The organism is Micromonospora sp. AMSO12t (assembly GCF_008806585.1).
Taxonomy (GTDB): domain Bacteria; phylum Actinomycetota; class Actinomycetes; order Mycobacteriales; family Micromonosporaceae; genus Micromonospora; species Micromonospora reichwaldensis.
The window spans coordinates 1-17,399 of the sequence record NZ_WAAS01000133.1; the positions used below are offsets into that span (position 1 = coordinate 1).

General features: G+C 74.7%; 14 protein-coding genes. 8 read left to right on the forward strand and 6 right to left on the reverse strand.

The annotated features are described in order from the left end of the window. Together F6X68_RS19455 and F6X68_RS19460 are read right to left on the reverse strand one after the other, a co-directional pair. On the reverse strand, positions 1 to 1,716 hold a 1,716-nt coding region (locus F6X68_RS19455), incomplete at its 3' end, for a phospho-sugar mutase (protein WP_151455634.1). Positions 1,717 to 1,763: 47 nt separating this feature from the next. Beyond that, positions 1,764 to 3,932, reverse strand: a complete 2,169-nt coding sequence (locus F6X68_RS19460; protein WP_151455635.1) for a serine/threonine-protein kinase — start codon at positions 3,930 to 3,932, stop codon at positions 1,764 to 1,766. A 213-nt stretch (positions 3,933 to 4,145) separates the two neighbouring features. On the opposite strand from F6X68_RS19460, the gene F6X68_RS19465 reads away from it, so the two are divergent. Next, a complete protein-coding gene (locus tag F6X68_RS19465; protein WP_151455636.1) occupies positions 4,146 to 5,729 on the forward strand; it encodes a methylmalonyl-CoA mutase in 1,584 nt (527 codons plus the stop codon). Between the two features lie 707 nt (positions 5,730 to 6,436). Continuing rightward, a complete protein-coding gene (locus F6X68_RS19470) occupies positions 6,437 to 7,696 on the forward strand; it encodes an amidohydrolase (protein WP_151455637.1) in 1,260 nt (419 codons plus the stop codon). Here the strand turns inward: F6X68_RS19470 and F6X68_RS19475 are convergent. Further along, a complete protein-coding gene (locus F6X68_RS19475) occupies positions 7,653 to 8,663 on the reverse strand; it encodes a DUF4349 domain-containing protein (protein WP_151455638.1) in 1,011 nt (336 codons plus the stop codon). The two genes, F6X68_RS19470 and F6X68_RS19475, sit on opposite strands and share 44 nt — an antisense overlap. Positions 8,664 to 8,779: 116 nt before the next feature. On the opposite strand from F6X68_RS19475, the gene F6X68_RS19480 reads away from it, so the two are divergent. The 4 genes from F6X68_RS19480 (at position 8,780) to F6X68_RS19495 (ending at position 12,198) form a co-directional block, all read left to right on the forward strand. After that, positions 8,780 to 9,409 carry an MBL fold metallo-hydrolase gene (locus F6X68_RS19480; protein WP_151455639.1) on the forward strand — a complete coding sequence of 210 codons (630 nt, stop codon included), beginning with the start codon at positions 8,780 to 8,782 and terminating at the stop codon, positions 9,407 to 9,409. A gap of 5 nt (positions 9,410 to 9,414) precedes the next feature. Next, on the forward strand, positions 9,415 to 10,365 hold the full coding sequence (locus tag F6X68_RS19485) for a hypothetical protein (protein ID WP_151455640.1): 951 nt from the start codon (positions 9,415 to 9,417) through the stop codon (positions 10,363 to 10,365). A 28-nt stretch (positions 10,366 to 10,393) separates the two neighbouring features. After that, on the forward strand, positions 10,394 to 11,137 hold the full coding sequence (locus F6X68_RS19490; protein WP_132233287.1) for a hypothetical protein: 744 nt from the start codon (positions 10,394 to 10,396) through the stop codon (positions 11,135 to 11,137). A gap of 98 nt (positions 11,138 to 11,235) precedes the next feature. Beyond that, positions 11,236 to 12,198 (forward strand): GNAT family N-acetyltransferase, encoded by a 963-nt coding sequence (locus tag F6X68_RS19495; protein ID WP_151455641.1) that lies wholly within the window; start codon positions 11,236 to 11,238, stop codon positions 12,196 to 12,198. A 91-nt stretch (positions 12,199 to 12,289) separates the two neighbouring features. On the opposite strand, the gene F6X68_RS19500 is transcribed toward F6X68_RS19495, so the two are convergent. Continuing rightward, positions 12,290 to 12,745: a gamma-glutamylcyclotransferase gene (locus F6X68_RS19500; protein WP_132233291.1), complete on the reverse strand. Its 456-nt coding sequence runs from the start codon at positions 12,743 to 12,745 to the stop codon at positions 12,290 to 12,292. A 165-nt stretch (positions 12,746 to 12,910) separates the two neighbouring features. Between F6X68_RS19500 and F6X68_RS19505 the strand changes: the two genes are divergently transcribed. Beyond that, a complete protein-coding gene (locus F6X68_RS19505) occupies positions 12,911 to 14,314 on the forward strand; it encodes an NAD(P)H-quinone dehydrogenase (protein WP_151455642.1) in 1,404 nt (467 codons plus the stop codon). Here the strand turns inward: F6X68_RS19505 and F6X68_RS19510 are convergent. Both F6X68_RS19510 and F6X68_RS19515 read right to left on the reverse strand, forming a co-directional pair. Further along, complete coding sequence (locus F6X68_RS19510) at positions 14,292 to 14,912, reverse strand: DUF998 domain-containing protein (RefSeq protein ID WP_151455643.1); 621 nt, start codon at positions 14,910 to 14,912, stop codon at positions 14,292 to 14,294. The two genes, F6X68_RS19505 and F6X68_RS19510, sit on opposite strands and share 23 nt — an antisense overlap. Before the next feature lie 95 nt (positions 14,913 to 15,007). Further along, positions 15,008 to 15,655, reverse strand: a complete 648-nt coding sequence (locus F6X68_RS19515; RefSeq protein WP_151455644.1) for a DedA family protein — start codon at positions 15,653 to 15,655, stop codon at positions 15,008 to 15,010. Positions 15,656 to 16,181: 526 nt separating this feature from the next. Between F6X68_RS19515 and thrS the strand changes: the two genes are divergently transcribed. Then, a complete protein-coding gene (gene thrS / locus F6X68_RS19520) occupies positions 16,182 to 17,399 on the forward strand; it encodes a threonine--tRNA ligase (RefSeq protein ID WP_151455645.1) in 1,218 nt (405 codons plus the stop codon).

Sequence of the window (17,399 nt, forward strand, 5' to 3'; positions counted from 1 at the left end):
AGGGGTGGTGGCCATTTCCGTGCGGAGGGTGGCTACCGCGGCGGTGGCGCGGGCGCGGGCCGCGGCGACGTCCCCGTCCGCCACCGGTTCCACCACCTCCAGGTACGCCTTGAGCTTCGGCTCGGTGCCCGAGGGGCGGATCACCACCCGGGCGGTGCCGGTGCGCAGGATCACCACGTCCGCCTCGGGGAGCAGGTCCTGCGCCTCGGTGACCGGCTGCCCGAGCAGCGTCGTCGGGGTGGCGGCCCGGATCCGGGCCATCGCGTCGGCGATCAGCCGCAGGTCGTCCACCCGTACGGAGAGTTGGTCCGTGTGGTGCACGCCGAACTCGGCGGCCAGCTCGTCCAGCCGGTCGGTCAGGGTGCGCCCCTGCGCCTTGAGCCCGGCGGCCAGCTCCGCCACGGTCAGCGCGGCGGTGATGCCGTCCTTGTCGCGTACGTGCTCCGGGGCGACGCAGTAGCCGAGCGCCTCCTCGTAGCCGAAGACCAGCGGCTGGGTCCCGCCGCCGGCCCGGACGATCCACTTGAACCCGGTCAGCGTCTCGTCGTACGGCAGGCCCCGGGCGGCACACATCGCCCGCAGCAGCGACGACGACACGATCGTGGTGGCGTACAGGCCGGTCACGCCGCGCCGCATGAGGTGGTCGGCCAGCAGCACACCCACCTCGTCGCCGCGCAGCATCCGCCAGCCGGGCGGGTTCCCCACCGCCTGATCCGGGCCGGCGACCGCTGCCTGCGTGCTCACCGCGGGACCGGTGTCCCGGACGGCCACCGCGCAGCGGTCCGCGTCGGGGTCGTTGGCGATGGCGATGTCCGCGCCGGTCGCCTCGGCCAGCGCGACCAGCCGGTCCACCGCCCCCGGCTCCTCCGGGTTGGGGAAGGAGACGGTCGGGAACGCGGGGTCCGGCTCGGCCTGCTCGGGCACCACACCGGGCACGGGGAAGCCCGCGCGGGCGAACGCCGCGGTGAGCACCGCCGCGCCCACCCCGTGCAGCGGCGTGTACGCCACCGCCAGGTCGCGCGACCCGTCCGGGTCGATGACGGCGGCGGCCCGCTCCACGTAGGAGGCCACCAGGTCGTCGCCGAGCACCTGACCGGCCGGCCCGAGGGGCACCTCGGCCAGCGACCCGACCGACCGGATCGCGGCCTCGATGCCGGCGTCGGCCGGGGGCACGATCTGGGCGCCGTCGCCGAGCGTCCCGCCCAGTTCCGCGCCGAGGTAGACCTTGTAGCCGTTGTCCTGCGGCGGGTTGTGGCTGGCGGTCACCATCACCCCGGCGACCGCCCCGAGGTGGCGCACCGCGTACGCGAGCACGGGGGTGGGCAGCGGGCGGGGCAGCAGCAGCGCCGGGCGTCCCACGCCGGTGGCGACCTGGGCGGTCCGCTCGGCGAACTCGCGGGAACCGTGCCGGGCGTCGTACCCGATCACCAGCGGGCCGGAGCCGCCCTGGGCGGCGAGCCAGCCGACCAGCCCGGCGGCGGCCCGGGTGACCACCGCGAGGTTCATCCCGTTGGGGCCGGCGCGCAGCGGGCCGCGCAGCCCGGCCGTGCCGAAGGTCAGCGGGCCGGCGAAGCGGTCGGCCAGCTCCGGGGCGCTCGCCGGCAGGCGGTCGAGCACCGCCCGCAACTCCTCCCGGCTGGCCGGGTCGGGATCGTCGTCGAGCCAGCGCCGTGCTTGCTCGCGAATGTCGTCGATGTCAGTGGTTTCCGCCGGCATGTCTCTTGATAGCACGCCGGCGGATCACCACCGCGCTTCCCCCGGGCTCAGCCGGCCTCGGTGAGCTGGAACGACTTCACCATCTCGTCGAAGATCGGCCGGCTGTCGGCGAACTTCGTGTCGGTCGAGGTGAGGTAGAACGAGTAGACCTTGCCCTCGTGGACCACGCCGCGCCACACGCCGTGCCGCTTGGCCTCGCCCTCGCCGCAGGTGTACTCGAACTCGGCCGCCGCCTTGCCGACCCACTGCACCTCGTTCATGGCGAGCTGGGCGTACGGCTTGGCGCAGGACTTGGAGCGGTTCTTCAGACCGTCCTCGGCGACCTCGGCCCAGCGCATCGAGTTGGTGCGGAAGTCCTCCACCAGGATCCGGACCTTGCGGCCCTCGTCCTCCGGGTCGACGTAGTCCACCCAGTTGCCGGCGCTCTTGATCTCCCAGCCCTGCGGCACCATGACCCGTACGCCCTTGCCGGTGTGCTCCTTCATCTCGGGCACGCCGGCGGCCGGGGCCTGCGACGTCGGGGCGGCCTGCGGGACGGTCGGCGCCGGGTCGTCGCCGCCGGTGAAGAGGACGACCGCCCCGATCAGCAGCAGTGCGGCCAGGCCGCCGGCGGCGGCGAGCTGCACCTTGCGCGGCCAGCCCTTGACGGTGCCGACGAGCTGGTTGCCGACGGCGCCGACCCGGCCGCCGAAGCCACCGCCCGAGTCGCTCGTGGCGGGCGCGGTGGCGGGGGTCGCCCACGGCTGCCCGGTGCCCGGTACCGACCACTGGCCGCCGCCGTAGGTGCCGCCGAGGTGCTGGGTGGCCTCCGGCGGCGGTGCGCCGAAGACGGGCGCTCCGACGCCCACCCGCTGGGTGGCCTCCGGCGGGGTGCCGAAGGTGGGCGTGCCCGCCTTCACCCGCTGGGTCGCCTCGGTCGGGCCGCTGAAGCCGACCAGGCCGGCGGCGTTGGTGCGCAGCTGCTGGGTGGCGTCCGACCCGCCGGACGTCATCCGCTGGGTCGCCTCGGCGCCGCCGTAGGTGCGGCCGGCCGGCGTGGACCCGCTCGGCGCGGGCATCGCGCCGGTGGGGGTGTGCAGCGGCCCGGCCAGGGCGTCGGCGCTGGTGTCGTCCATCGCGGCGGGGCTTGCGGCGAGGGCGGCCTGCGCGGGGCGCTCGCCCCGGCGCAGCGCCGCCAGCCGGTCGGTGAGCGACTCGCCGGGGTTGAGCATCGCCCGGCCGCCGATCTGCCCGCTCGGCTTCGGCTGCTCCGGCTCGGCGGCCGGCGTGGTCGGCACGGGCCGCTGCACCGGGACCACCGAGTAGGGGTCGGTCACCGAGTTCACGGCGGCGGCGTTGCTGGTAAGCGGGCCGGCGAGCAGCTCGCGCAGCATGGCCCGGGCGGTGTGCACGTCGAGGCGGCGGGCCGGGTCCTTCTCCAACAAGCCCATCAGCACCCGGGCCAGCGGCCCGCTGCGCTGCGGCGGGGCGGGCGGGTCCTCGACCACGGCGTGCATGGTCTCGATCGGGTCGCCCTTGTCGAACGGGGGCCGCCCCTCCACCGCCGTGTAGAGCGTGACGCCCAGCGAGAATAGGTCGCTCGGCGGGCCGAACTCCTGGCCCATCGCCCGCTCGGGGGAGATGAAGTGCGGCGAGCCGAGCACCATCCCGGGGGTGGTGAGCTGCACGTCGGTGGGCATCCGGGCCACGCCGAAGTCGGTCAGCACGCAGCGCCCGTCGGCGCAGATCAGCACGTTGGCCGGCTTGACGTCGCGGTGCAGCACGCCGATCGCGTGCGCCACCTCCAGCGCGCCGAGCAGGGCGATGCCGATCTTGGCGACCACCCGCTGCGCGACCGGCCCGTCCTCGATCACCATGTCTGCGAGGCTGCGGGCGTCGAGCAGCTCCATCACGATCCACGGCCGGCCGCCCTCGGTGACCACGTCGTAGACCTGGACGACGGCCGGGTGCTGGATGGCCGCCGCCGCGCGGGCCTCGCGAAGGGTGCGCTCGTACATGGCGTCGCGGTCGCTGGGGGCCAGCCCCGGGGGCAGGACGACCTCCTTGACGGCCACGTCCCGCCGCAGGAGTGTGTCCGTGGCACGCCAGACCGTGCCCATGCCGCCGTTGCCCACCGCCGAGCGCAGCGAGTAGCGCTCGCCGATGGTCGTGCCGGGCGTCGCGCGTCCGTTGGGGGAACTGACTGGTCCGCCGCTCCACGTCGGGATCTGAGTCACAGAAAAGCCACCGGGGGAATTCGAGGGGGGCTGGGACACAACCCCCCTATCTTGCTGGTTCCGACGCCCGATGCGAAACCCGACGCGGCGGACGTTTGTCGAACTGGACGGTACGTGTCCGAGCGTTCACCTCTCGTCGATGCCCGTCGACGTGTCGCCCGGTGTGCGGTATCCCTCACCCGCCGACGCCGTCGCGCGTCCTACCATCCGCTAATGAGCGAACCGCGGTCAAGCGAGTCCGGTTTTCCGATCAAGGGCGTCTACACGGCCGCGGACCTTCCGGAGGACCTGGATTCCCGGCTCGGCGGCCCGGGCGAGTTTCCGTACGCGCGCGGGGTCTACCCCACCATGTACACCTCCCGCCCCTGGACGATGCGCCAGTACGCCGGCTTCGGCACCGCCACCGAGTCCAACGCGCGCTACCACCAGTTGTTGCGGGCCGGCACGATGGGTCTCTCCGTGGCCTTCGACCTGCCGACGCAGATGGGCTACGACTCCGACGACCCGATCGCGCACGGCGAGGTGGGCAAGGTCGGGGTGGCCATCGACTCGATCGACGACATGCGGCTGCTCTTCGACGGCATCCCGCTCGACAAGGTCTCGACCTCGATGACCATCAACGCGCCCGGCTCGGTGCTGCTCCTGCTCTACCAGCTCGTGGCCGAGGAGAACGGGGTCGCCGGCTCGGCCCTCAACGGCACGATCCAGAACGACATCCTGAAGGAGTACATCGCCCGCGGGACGTACATCTTCCCGCCGAAGCCCTCGCTGCGGCTGGTCGCCGACACCTTCGGCTACTGCCGCAAGGAGGTGCCGAAGTGGAACACCATCTCCATCTCCGGCTACCACATGGCCGAGGCCGGCGCGTCGCCCGCGCAGGAGATCGCGTTCACCCTGGCCAACGGCGTCGAGTACGTCCGGGCCGCGCTGGAGGCCGGCCTGGCCGTGGACGACTTCGCGCCCCGGCTGTCGTTCTTCTTCGTCGCCCGCACCACCCTGCTGGAGGAGGTGGCGAAGTTCCGGGCCGCCCGCCGGATCTGGGCCCGGCTGATGCGCGACGACTTCGGCGCCAAGAACCCGAAGTCGATGATGCTGCGCTTCCACACCCAGACCGCGGGCGTGCAGCTCACCGCCCAGCAGCCGGAGGTCAACCTGGTCCGGGTGGCGGTGCAGGGCCTCGGCGCGGTGCTCGGCGGCACCCAGTCGCTGCACACCAACAGCTTCGACGAGGCGATCGCGCTGCCCACCGAGAAGGCGGCCCGGCTGGCGCTGCGGACCCAGCAGGTGCTGGCGTACGAGACGGACCTGACCGCCACCGTCGACCCGTTCGCCGGCTCGTACGTGGTGGAGGCGATGACCGCCGAGATCGAGGCGGCGGCGACCGAGCTGATGGAGCGGGTGGCCGACCACGGCTCGGCGGTCGACGCCATCGAGGCGGGCTTCCAGAAGCGGGAGATCGAGCAGTCCGCGTACCGGATCGCGCAGGAGATCGACTCCGGCGAGCGGGTGGTGGTGGGCCTCAACCGGTTCACCGTCGACGAGGAGGAGCCGTACGAGCCGCTGCGGGTCGACCCGACGATCGAGGCGGCGCAGGCCGAGCGGCTGGCGCGGCTGCGCGCCGAGCGCGACGCCGGGGCGGTCGAGCGGGGACTGGCTGAGCTGCGGGCCGCCGCCGAGGGCACGGAGAACGTGCTCTACCCGATGCGGGATGCGCTGCGGGCCCGCGCCACGGTGGGCGAGGTCTGCGGCACCCTGCGCCAGGTGTGGGGGCTGTACCGCCCGAGCGACCGGTTCTGATCACGTCGGCCGACGGCCGTCCGACCTCCCGCCGCGTCGGGGGCGGGCGGCCGTCGGCGTCCGGTGCGGCGCCGCTTCACCCGTGCGCCGTAACCGGCCGGTGCACGTCCGGGTAACGACCCGCCCACGGCGCGTTCCTGCTGGTCGCGGGCGTGCGGGGCGGAGCGCTACAGTCGGAGCAGACGCTGGCCGCCCATCGGCGGCGCGGGCGCGTGGAGCAGTCCCGGCGACGCCGCCGGAGGGCCGCGCGCGGTGCGGGGCGACGTGGCCGACCGGCCACGGCGTGTGCCGGACGGGTTCGGGGGTAACCCGACCGGGTGGACGTGGACGCACACGGTGTGCGGTTGGTCGGCGACGGGGTGTGTGACCGTCTCGGGTGCCCTCGCTCGGGCGATGGTCGGGTAATTGTCGGAGTGTCCGTCGGTGTGACCGACTAATGCGACAATTCGGAAAAGCGGCCTCTGCGATCGGCATCGATTTCGCGGCGGCCGGGCCGATTACGCGTTGTAGGAGGTGGGGGGCGGATGACGGCGTTCGACCGCGATCTACCTGCTGTCCCGCAGATCTACGAGCGCTCCGAGCAGGGCATACGTGACGCTGCGCGGTCCGACGGCTACCGGAACGACGTTGCGCAGCGTCACCGTCGGAGGTCTAGGCTGTCTGCTGTTCCTGATGATCCATCCATCTCTAGCGAACGAGATTTCGACGTGACGAGTGCGTTGACGCTGCCCACCGGCAACCAGCTGGCGTCGTCCTGGCCGGAGGCGCCGGCCGGCTCCCAGCCCCTGCCGTTCGAGCTGGACCACCTGCTCGCCCTCCGGGTGCCCGGGCTGATCGCCACCCGTCGCCACCTCCACTCCCACCCGGAGCTCTCCGGCGAGGAGTTCGAGACGGCCGCCCTGATCGCCCGGGAGCTCACCCTGGCCGGGCTGAGGCCGCGGCTGCTGCCGAAGGGCAACGGGGTCATCTGCGACATCGACGGCCGCCCCGACGGCCCGGTGGTCGCGCTGCGCGCCGACATCGACGCCCTGCCGCTGACCGACTCGAAGGACGTGCCGTACCGCTCCACGGTGGACGGCGTCTGCCACGCCTGCGGCCACGACGTGCACACCACCGTGATGCTCGGCGTCGGCATGCTGCTGGCCCAACTCGCCGACCTCGGCGAGCTGCCCGGCCGGGTCCGGCTGATCTTCCAGCCCGCCGAGGAGATCCTGCCCTGCGGCTCGCTGGAGGTCATCGAGGCCGGCGGCCTGGACGACGTGGTGCAGATCTTCGCGCTGCACTGCGACCCCAACCTGCCGGTCGGGCAGATCGGCCTGCGGGTCGGCCCGATCACCGCCGCCGCCGACAACGTCACCGTCCGGCTCACCGGCCCGGGCGGGCACACCGCCCGCCCGCACCTGACCGTCGACCTGGTGGACGCGCTGGGCCGCCTGATCACCGAGGTGCCGGCCCTGGTCAGCCGCCGGGTGCCGGCCAACAGCGGGCTGCTGCTGGTCTTCGGCCACGCCTCGGCCGGCACCCGTTACAACGTCATCCCCTCCGAGGCGTGCGCCTCCGGCACCCTGCGGGTGATGGACCGCGACACCTGGGAGCTGGCCCCCAAGATCGTGGGTCAGGTGGTCCGCGACGTCGTCGCGCCGACCGGTGCCACCGTCGACCTGGAATACCTGCGGGGCCGCCCGCCCGTGTGCAACGACTCCCGGGCCATCCAGGTCCTGACCGGCGCCACCGTCGCCGCGCTCGGGCCGGAGGGCGTCGCCGAGACCCCGCAGAGCATGGGCGGCGAGGACTTCTCCTGGTACCTGGAGTACGTCCCCGGCGCGCTCGCCCGGCTGGGCGTCGGCCGCTCCGGCCCGAACGTGGACCTGCACCGGGCCTCGTTCGACGCGGACGAACGGGCCATCCCGGTCGGCGTACGACTCATGGTCCAGACCGCGCTGCGGGCACTGGCGGCGGCGCGGTAGGCGGCAGCGGCGCGGCCGGTCCGGTCGGCGTCATCGCCGGCGGGGCCGTACGCCGCCGCCGGCGCAGCACCACCAGCAGCACCGCCACCGGTACGCCGATCGCCAGCAGCCACGGCAGCACCGCGCCCAGCACCGTCAGCAGGATGGTCATCGAGGTCAGGAAGACCTTCCAGCCGCCCTTGAGCCCCACCAGGAAGCCGACCTCGGTCTCCTCGTCGGCGGTGCTCGCGTCGGGGCCGACCAGCGACACGGTGATCGTCGACAGGCTGGTCAGGTCCGCCAGCCGCTCCTTCTTCGCCTCCAGCGAGGCGAGGTCGGCCTCCCGGCGCGACAGCTCGTTCTCCAGCGACACCAGATCGCTGATCGAGGTGGCCCGGGCCAGCAGCTTGCGGGCGCTCTCCACCCGGGCGCGCTGCGTGGTGATCCGCGCGTCCAGGTCGACCATCTGCTCGGTGACGTCCTCCGTGCGGATCTCCCGCCGCTGCTGCCGGCCGAGCTTCGCCAGCTCGTCGACCACGCCGTGGAACTTCGCCGCCGGCACCCGCAGCTCCAGCTCGGCCCGCGCGTCCGCGTCGGCGCTGCGCCGCTGGTCGCCGCCGATGAAACCGCCGGCCGCCGTGACCGTGGCGATCGCGCTCCGCGCCGCCTCGTCCACATCGTCCACCTGCACGCGCATCGTGCCCGTGTAGATGATGGAGCGCTGGTCGACCCGCAGGTCCGGTGCGCCGGCGCCGCTGCCCTGCTCGGCCTTGCCGCCGCCCCGCTCCGCCGCGCCACCCGCCGGGTCCGCAGCGCCACCGGCCTGGTCCGCCGCGCCACCGGCCCGGTCCCGCTCCGCTGGGGCCGCCGCCGGTCCGCTGTCGGCGTTGTCCCGCGCGTCGCTGCCGCAACCCGCGAGCGCGAACAGCGCCACCAGCGCGGCGGCCGTCAGCCGTACGCCTCGACGTCGCCGATCCCGTCCGTCCATCCCGCCTCCATCGTCCTCGCCCCCGTGCGGGGCGATACCTCAGACGTGACGCGTCCCCACGTCGGTTCCGGCAGACTGCGCTCAGGACATCACGATTCGATAATCTTGGAGTCACGATGCAGCTCACCAAGTACGCCCACTCCTGCCTGCGGGTGGAACACGACGGGGGAGTGCTGGTCATCGACCCGGGCGTGTTCAGCGATCCGGCTGCGCTCGACGGGGCCGACGCGGTGCTCATCACCCACGAGCATCCCGACCACCTCGACGTCGAGGCGGTCACCCGGCAGCTCGACCGACGGCGCTTCGTCATCCACGGCCCGGCGTCACTGGCCGACACCCTGGGCGACGCCGCCGAGGCGCTCGACGCGGTCCGGCCCGGACAGGCGTTCACGGCCGCCGGCGTGCCGGTACGCGCCCACGGCGGCCGGCACGCCGTGATCCACCCCGACATCCCGGTGATCGACAACCTGGCGTACCTGCTGAACGACACGGTGTACCACCCCGGGGACAGCCTGGTCGTCCCCGAGGACGCGCAGGTCGACACGCTCTTCCTGCCGATCCACGCGCCGTGGACGAAGTTCTCCGAGTCGCTGGACTTCCTCCGGGCGGTCGCCCCGCGCCGGGCGTACGCGCTGCACGACGGGCTGCTCAACGACAACGGGCTCAACGTGCTCAACGGCAACTTCACCCGGCTGTCCGACGTGGAGTACCGCCGGCTCGAACCGGGCACCCGGATCGACGCCTGACGGCGATGCCCGGCCCGCCCCGAGAGCTGGTGCACCGGCTCTACACCACCCCGCCGGACCGGTTCGTCGCGATCCGCGACGAGGCCGTCGCCGAGGCCCGCCGCGCCGGCGACCCGAAGGCCGCCCGGGAGATCGCCCGGCTGCGCCGGCCCACCGTGGCCGCCTGGCTGGTCAACCTGCTCGCCATCCGCCGCCCCGAGCTGGTCGCCGACCTGGCCCAGCTCGCCGAGGCCCTGCGCACCGCCCAACGCGAACTGCGCGGGCCCCGGCTGCGGGAACTCTCCACCCAGCGGCGGGCGGTGGTCGGCGCGCTCGTCGCCGAGGTACGCAAGCTGGCGGCCGGGGCGGAGGAGGCCCCGCCGGCCGGGAAGCTGCCGCTGGGCGAGGTGGAGGCCACCCTCAACGCCGCGCTGGCCGACACCGACGTCGCCGAACAGGTCCGCTCCGGCCGGCTGCTGCGGGCCGCCACGTACGCCGGCTTCGGCGAGGTGCCCCGCCCCCAGTTGCGGCTGGTGACCGGCGGGGAGGAGCCGGAGCCGGAGCCCCGGCCCGAGCCGACCGGGAAGCAGCGGGGCGGCGTCGACCGGGCCGCGCTCCGCGCCGAGCAGGCGGAACGGGCCGCCCGGGCGGAGCGGGCGCGCCGCCGACGGGCGCTGGAGAAGGAGCTGGCCAGGGCGCGTACCGACCAGGAACGCGCCGAGGCGGAGCTGGCCGGCGCGACGGCGGCCGAGCGCGACGGCGTCGGCGCGCTGGACGCGATCGAGGCGGAACTGGCCGAGCTGGAGCGGCGCCGGGCCGTCGCCGAGCAGGACCTGAGCCGGGCGAGGCTGGCCCGGCGCGGGGCGGAACGCACGGTGACGGCCGCGCGCCGCCGCGCCGGCGAGGTCGAGGCGGCGGTGGAGGCCCTCGACGCCGAAGAGGGGGATGCCGAGTCGGGCGGCGGCGCGGCAGACTGACCCCTGTGGACGGACGGGGAGCGGGCGGATGACGCCGGAACAGGTCGCCGCGGCCAGCAAGCCGATCGTGCTGGACCTCGGCGACGTCTTCACCCGCTGCCCGACCACCCTGCGGCGGGCCCGGCTGCTCGGCATCCCCGGCTGGGCGTTCTACGTCACCGGGCGGGCCGGCGCCCTCGGGGACGTGCGCGCCGAGACGGTCGCCGCCGCCCTCGGCTTCCTGGCCCCCGAAGCGGTCGCCGACGGCTGGGACGCGGCCCGCCGGGTCGTCCCGCCGGTCGAGGTGGCCGCCGCCACCATGGTCGAGTGCTGCCGGTGGGGCGAGGAGCGGCTCGACGCCCTCGCCGGGGTGAGCCGGCTCGCCGCCCTGCTCAGCCGCGCGGTCGACGCCGCGGACGCCAGCGGCATGCCGCTCTTCGCGGCCTGGCGCGCCATGCCGGTGCCGGTCCGGACGGCCGGCGCCCGGGCGGCCGTCGGCCTGCGCCTGCTCCGGGAGCACTTCGCCGGGGCCCACCTGATCGCGGTCCGGGCCAGCGGGATGACCCCGCTGGAGGCCGTGCTCGCCGGCCCGGACGGGGAGGCGGGCGCGGTCGCCTGCGGCTGGCCGCCGCCGTACCCGCCGGTCGGGCCGTTGGTGCGCAGGCGGCTCTGGGCCGAGGCGGTGACCGACCGGCTGGCCTCACCGGCCTTCGCGGCGCTCGGCCCGGCCGACGGCACCGAACTGGTGGAGCTGCTCACCGCGACCCGGGCCCACCTGACCGACCCGGGCTGAGCCGCCGCGCCGGAACCCGGCCCGCGCCGGAACGCGGCCGCCGGGGCGGGCCGGAAAATCGGCGGCGACCCGCCGGCCCGCCTGTCAGGATCGCCCCCGTGACTCTTCCCGCCGGCTGGCACGCCCGCCGACCCACCCTGGACGACGTACCGGCGATCCTGGCGGTGGTGCACGCCGCCGACACCTTCGCCATCGGCTATCCGGACTTCGACGCCGACGACGTGCGCGACGCGCTCACCGCGCCGCACGTCGACCCGGAGCGGGACTCCTGGGTGGTGACCGATCCGGAGGGCGCTCTGGTGGCCTGGGCGATCCTGCAGAACGAGACCGGGATGGGCCGGGAGTTCGTCGACGTGTTCGTCGACCCGGCCCGGGGCGCGGAGGTGCGGGGGCCGCTGCTGGCCCGGCAGCTGGACCGGGTGGCCGCGCGGGCCGCCGAGCGCGGCCTGCCGGACCTGACCGTGCGCTGCCCCGCCTGCGAGCCCGAGCGCCGGTGGGCGGCCGAGCTGACCGAGGCGGGGTTCGACTTCGTCAAGCGGTACCAGCTCCTGCGCCGTTCGTTGGCGGGGGTGCCCGGCGAGCCGCCGCCACCGCCGCCCGGGGTGACGGTCCGGCCGGTGCGTCCCGGCGACGAGTCGGAGCTGCGCGACTTCCACCGGATCTTCGACACCGCCTTCCGCGACACCCCCGACTACGAGCCGTCGGGCTACGACCGGTGGCGGGCCCTCATCAGGCCCGGGACGGCCTGGGACGAGTGGTTCGTCGCCGAGGTGGACGGGCAGCCCGCCGGCGTACTCCGGTCGTCCGACCAGGCGCTCGACCGGAACGAGGGATGGGTCAGGAACCTCGCGGTGCTGCCCGGTCACCGGCGTCGCGGGGTGGGCGCGGCACTGCTGAACCACGCGTTCGCCCGGTACGCGGAGAAGGGCCGGGAGACCGTCGGCCTCGGGGTCGACCTGGCCAACCCGACCGCCCCGCTCTCGCTCTACCGGTCGGTGGGGCTGCGCGAGGTGCGCTGGGTCGACATGTACGAGCTGGTCGTGCCGGCCACCGGTGTGTGATTGACGACGCCGGGCGGGGCCGGATGGGGGCCCCGCCCGGTGCCGGAGCAGACTGGGGGCCGTGGGATACGCGCGGGGCCGACCGTACGGGCTAGGCCGACGCGGTGCCGGTGGGGCGGGACCGCAGCTCGGTGACGTAGTCGTCCGGCGCGCCCGCCTTCTCGGCGGCGTTCGCGATCTCCGAGAGGTACCACGCCGTGGGCAGCCCGCCCTCGTACCCGTCGAAGACGTAGATCCACGCGGTCACGTCGCCGTCGAGGGTGGAGATCCGCACGTGCAGCTTGCGGTACGTGCCGGCGGTCACCCCCTCCAGCTCGTCGAGCTGGGCGGCGTCGTAGGGGTGGATGTCGTAGATCGCCACGAAGACCCGGTCGCCGGGCGACTCGACGACCGTGCTGACTGCGCCCTCCCAGCCGATCACGTCCTCGCCCGCGAAGGTGAGCCGCCAGCCTTCCAGCCAGCCGGTGCCCACCATCGGCGAATGCGGACAGTAGGCGCGCATGCGGGCGGGGTCGAGGTTAGAGCCGTAGGCGGCGTGATGACGCACGGCGATGACGATAGCCCGCCCGCAGGGTGGGGGAGAATACGACTGAGCGTGTCGGACGCGTTCGGGAGAAGAAAGTCACTGTGAGCATTGGTGGGGGGCGGGCACGGTGAGCGCGAGGAGCGCAGCGGAGCGGAGCCCCGCAGTCGCGAACGAAAGGATGGCCCTGTGAGCCGGATCGTGATCATCGGCGGTGGACCGGCCGGCTACGAGGCGGCCCTGGTCGCCGCGCAGCTGGACGCTGATGTCACCGTCGTGGAGGCCGAGGGCGCCGGCGGGGCCTGCGTGCTGTCCGACTGCGTACCGTCGAAGACCTTCATCGCCAGCTCGGAGGTGGTGACCGGCTACCGGGACACCGAGGAGTTCGGGGTGGACTCCGACGGCCTGGAGGCGGTCACGGTCGACGCCGGCGCGGTGCACGAGCGGGTCAAGCGCCTCGCGCTCGCCCAGTCCGCCGACATCCACGCCAAGCTGGTCAAGGCCGGGGTGACCTTCGTGTCGGGCACCGCCCGGCTCGGCGAGGACACCCTCGGGCACACCCATCGGGTGCTCGTCACCCCGACCGACGGCGGCGGCGAGCAGTCCATCGCCGCGTCGACCGTGCTGGTCGCCACCGGCGCCACGCCGCGCCAGCTGCCCACCGCCGTACCGGACGGCGAGCGCATCCTGACCTGGCGCCAGGTGTACGACCTGCCGGAGCTGCCCGAGCACCTGATCGTGGTGGGTTCCGGTGTCACCGGCGCCGAGTTCGCCAGCGCCTACCTGGCGATGGGCGTGCAGGTGACGCTGGTGTCGAGCCGCGACCGGGTGATGCCGCACGAGGACGCCGACGCGGCCATGGCCATCGAGCGGGTCTTCCGCACCCGGGGCATGAGCATCCTCAACAACTCCCGGGCCGACGCGGTCCGGCGTACCGCCGACGGGGTGGAGGTCGAGCTCTCCGACGGCCGGAAGGTGGCCGGCTCGCACGCGCTGATCGCGGTCGGCTCCATCCCCAACACCGCCGACCTGGGCCTGGCCGAGTACGGCGTCGCGCTGGCCCGGGGCGGCTACGTCACCGTCGACCGGGTCTCCCGGACCAACGTGCCCGGCATCTACGCGGCCGGCGACTGCACCGGGGTGCTGCCGCTGGCCAGCGTCGCCGCCATGCAGGGCCGGATCGCGATGTGGCACGCGCTCGGCGAGGCGGTCCGGCCGCTGCGGCTGCGTACCGTCGCGGCGAACGTGTTCACCGACCCGGAGCTGGCCACCGTGGGCGTCTCGCAGGACGAGGTCGACTCGGGCAAGGTGCCGGCCCGGCAGGTCATGCTGCCGCTGGACGGCAACGCCCGCGCGAAGATGGACGGCCTCGCCGACGGCTTCGTCAAGCTCTTCTGCCGCCCGGCCAGCGGGCAGGTGATCGGCGGTGTGGTGGTGGCGCCGAAGGCGAGCGAGCTGATCCTGCCGATCACCATGGCGGTGGAGAACAACCTCACGGTCAACGAGCTGGCCCAGACGATCACGATCTACCCGAGCCTGTCCGGCTCCATCACCGAGGCCGCCCGCCAGCTCATGCTGCACGAGCTGGAGTGATCCGCCGGAGCAGGGCGACCGCGACGACGACGAGCACGGCGACCTCGGTGAGGATCAGCAGGCGCTCGACCAGGCCGAGCAGCAGCCGGTCGCCGGGGTAGGCGGACCAGACCATCGCCGCCGCCAGGACCACGCTGGCCGTGGCGAGACCGCGTACCCGGCGGCCCGCGGCTGCCGGCAGGCGTCGGGCGAGCAGCCAACCGGCGGCCGGCAGCGCCAGGAAGGCGACCACCGAGGCGTACCGGTGGACGTAGGCGGCGGTGTCCATGGGCAGGCCGGGCTCGTTCGTCGGCACCACCGCGGCCAGCAGCAGCCCGCCGACCCAGGCGGCCAGGAACGCCTCCGCCGCCCGCTCCGCTCCGGCGGCGGCCGGCCGGTGGCCGCGCCACAGGGCGGGCAGGAGCACGGCGGTGGCCGCCGCGAGCACCAGCATGGCGACGTCGATGACGCCGCCCCGGTCGGAGACGGCGTAGTCGCTGACGGTCAGCGTCCACGGGTCCAGGTTCTCGCTCACCTCGACGTGGCCGATCACGGCGAGCAGCGTCGCCAGGGCGATCCCGCCGAGGGCCAGCAGTCCACTGTTCCGGGTTCCGCGCATGGCTCAGCCTGTCCCGCGAGGGACCCCAGACGGATCCGGGCCGCCCACCGAGATCGGTCCCCGGGACCACCCCTAGGCGGCGCCGGGGCGGCCGGTCACTCCGCCCCGGGCGCGTCCCGCCTCGCCGCGACGACGACCGGCACCGCGACCGACTCGGCCGCCCGCCGGGCCCCGACGGCGGTCATGGCCCAGCCCGCCGCCGCGAAGCCGGCCGCCGCGACCCCCGCGATCAGCGCCAGCCGCCACGCGGACTCGGTGAGCGCCGTCCCGCCGAGGTGCCCGACCAGTCCGCCGTACGTCGCCCAGGCCAGCGCCGCCAGGCCCTCGTAGAGCAGGAAGAGGCGGTACGGGTACCGGCTGCGGCCGGCCGAGAAGCAGGCGGCCATCCGTCCGCCGGGCACGAAGCGGCAGAGCAGGATCACGAGCGGCCCGGGTCGGCGCAGCCCCTGGGTGACCCGGCTGGCGACGCGCCGGGCCCGGCCCCGTTGGGCGTCGCGCGGCGCCCGGCGGTCCGGCGCGCCCCGCCCGAGCAGGTAGCAGGCCAGGTCCCCGACGAAGACGCCGAGCGCGCCGACGGCGATGGTCACCGGCAGGTTCAGCCCGCCGTACACGGTGAGGGCGCCCCCGGTGATCATCACGACCTGGGTGGGGATCACGGGGACGAAGGCGTCGGCGACCAGCAGCGCGAGCAGTGCGAGGTACGCCCAGGCCGGCGTTGCGATCTCAGTGAGTAGTTCGGGCACGACTGCCACCTCGCCGGACGGGGCCGATTGCGGGTACCGAGCCTGACGGGTCGCCCGGCGTCACGGGGCGGGACCCTGGCGCGTGGTGACCACCGACACGGCAGGGCCACCGGACACAACGAGCGGAGACCGCCGCAGGTGACGGATGGGCGCGGCGGCGAGGGTCGGCGGACCGGGGCACCCCGGCGTACCGTTGTCGGGGCGCGGCCCCACGACCGTCGGGTCCCCCGTTCCTGACGGTGCGGCCGCCGCGGGCCGTCGGCAGGTCCCGTGCCGGCGGCCCGCCCCTGTGCCCGTCCGCGCTTCCGCCCCCGTGCCGGAGCGCCCGGAAAAACCGGCTGCGGTCCCCGCGGGCAGGGCCGTACCGTCGCGGCATGCGCAGTGCGGTATCCACCACGACGCCGGGAGACCCCGGCGCGCCGTACTGACCTGACCGTCGACGAGGCCCCGGGGCGATCCGCCCCGGGGCCTCGCGGCGTCCGGTGACCGGGTCGACTCCGGGTCGTACCCGATCAAGGAGCGCGACATGATCGACCACCGCAAGCTCGGCCGGGAGCTGGAGCTGTTCGCCTCCGACCCGCTGGCCGGCGCCGGGCTGCCGCTCTGGCTGCCGGCCGGTGCCGCCGCCCGGCACGCCGTCGAGGAGTACGTCCGCGAGCTGGAACGCCGCGCCGGCTACCGGCACGTGTCCACCCCGCCGCTGGGCAGGCGGGAACTCTTCGAACTCTCCGGCCATCTCGGCTACTTCGCCGACGACATGTTCCCGCCGATGCGGCTCTCCGCCGACGACGAGTTCGTGCTGCGGCCGGCGCTCTGCCCGCACCACGCCCTGGTGTTCCGGGCCCGGGGCCGCTCCTACCGGGAGCTGCCGCTGCGGATCGCCGAGCTGGGCGGCATGTACCGCGCCGAGCGCTCGGGGGTGCTCGGCGGACTGTCCCGGGTGCGCGCCATCTCGCTCAACGACGCGCACAACTTCTGCGCCCTGGAGCAGGTGGGCGAGGAGGTCGCCGAGATCCTCCGGCTGATCCGCGAGGCGCACGCCGCGCTCGGCGTACGGCCGGCGGGGTTCCGGCTGTCGCTGCGCGGGCCGGGGGAGAAGTACGTCGGGGACGACGCCCAGTGGGCGCGGGCGGAGGAACTGCTGCGCGCCGCGCTCGACGGGGTGGAGTTCACCGAGGCCCCGGGGGAGGCCGCGTTCTACGGCCCGAAGATCGACATCCAGGTGCGGGACGCCGCCGGCCGGGAGCTCACCCTCTCCACCGTCCAGCTCGACTTCGACAAGCCGGAGCGGTTCGACCTGTCGTACACCGACGCGTCCGGGGCGCGGCGTCGACCGGTGATGGTGCACCGCAGCCTCGTGGGCAGCATGGAGCGGCTCTTCGCGTACCTGATCGAGGTGCACGAGGGCGCCTTCCCCGCCTGGTACGCCCCGGTGCAGCTGGTGGTGCTGCCCGTCGGCGACGACCAGGCCGGGGCGGCGGCCCGGTTCGCCCGCGACGCGCTGGCCGCCGGGCTGCGCGTCGAGGTCGACGGGGCCGGTTCGCTGGGCTCCCGCATCCGCGACGCGGCCCGCGCCCGGGTCCCGTACGCCGCCGTCGTCGGCCCCCGCGAGGCGGCCGAGGGCGCGGTCTCCCTGCGGTTGCGCGGCGGCCGGGCCCTGGACCCGATGCCCGCCGCCGACGCCCTGCGGCTGATCGGCGCGGTGGTGGCCGACCGCGGCCCGGCGCTGCTGCCGACCCGCTGA

What these genes read in the sequence shown, in the direction of transcription:
- F6X68_RS19465 (WP_151455636.1), top strand. Translation starts at nt 4,146, where the DNA reads ATGAGCGAACCGCGGTCAAGCGAGTCCGGTTTTCCGATCAAGGGCGTC.
- thrS (WP_151455645.1), top strand. Translation starts at nt 16,182, where the DNA reads ATGATCGACCACCGCAAGCTCGGCCGGGAGCTGGAGCTGTTCGCCTCC.
- F6X68_RS19490 (WP_132233287.1), top strand. Translation starts at nt 10,394, where the DNA reads ATGACGCCGGAACAGGTCGCCGCGGCCAGCAAGCCGATCGTGCTGGAC.
- F6X68_RS19485 (WP_151455640.1), top strand. Translation starts at nt 9,415, where the DNA reads ATGCCCGGCCCGCCCCGAGAGCTGGTGCACCGGCTCTACACCACCCCG.
- F6X68_RS19475 (WP_151455638.1), bottom strand. Translation starts at nt 8,663, where the DNA reads ATGGACGGACGGGATCGGCGACGTCGAGGCGTACGGCTGACGGCCGCC.
- F6X68_RS19480 (WP_151455639.1), top strand. Translation starts at nt 8,780, where the DNA reads ATGCAGCTCACCAAGTACGCCCACTCCTGCCTGCGGGTGGAACACGAC.
- F6X68_RS19510 (WP_151455643.1), bottom strand. Translation starts at nt 14,912, where the DNA reads ATGCGCGGAACCCGGAACAGTGGACTGCTGGCCCTCGGCGGGATCGCC.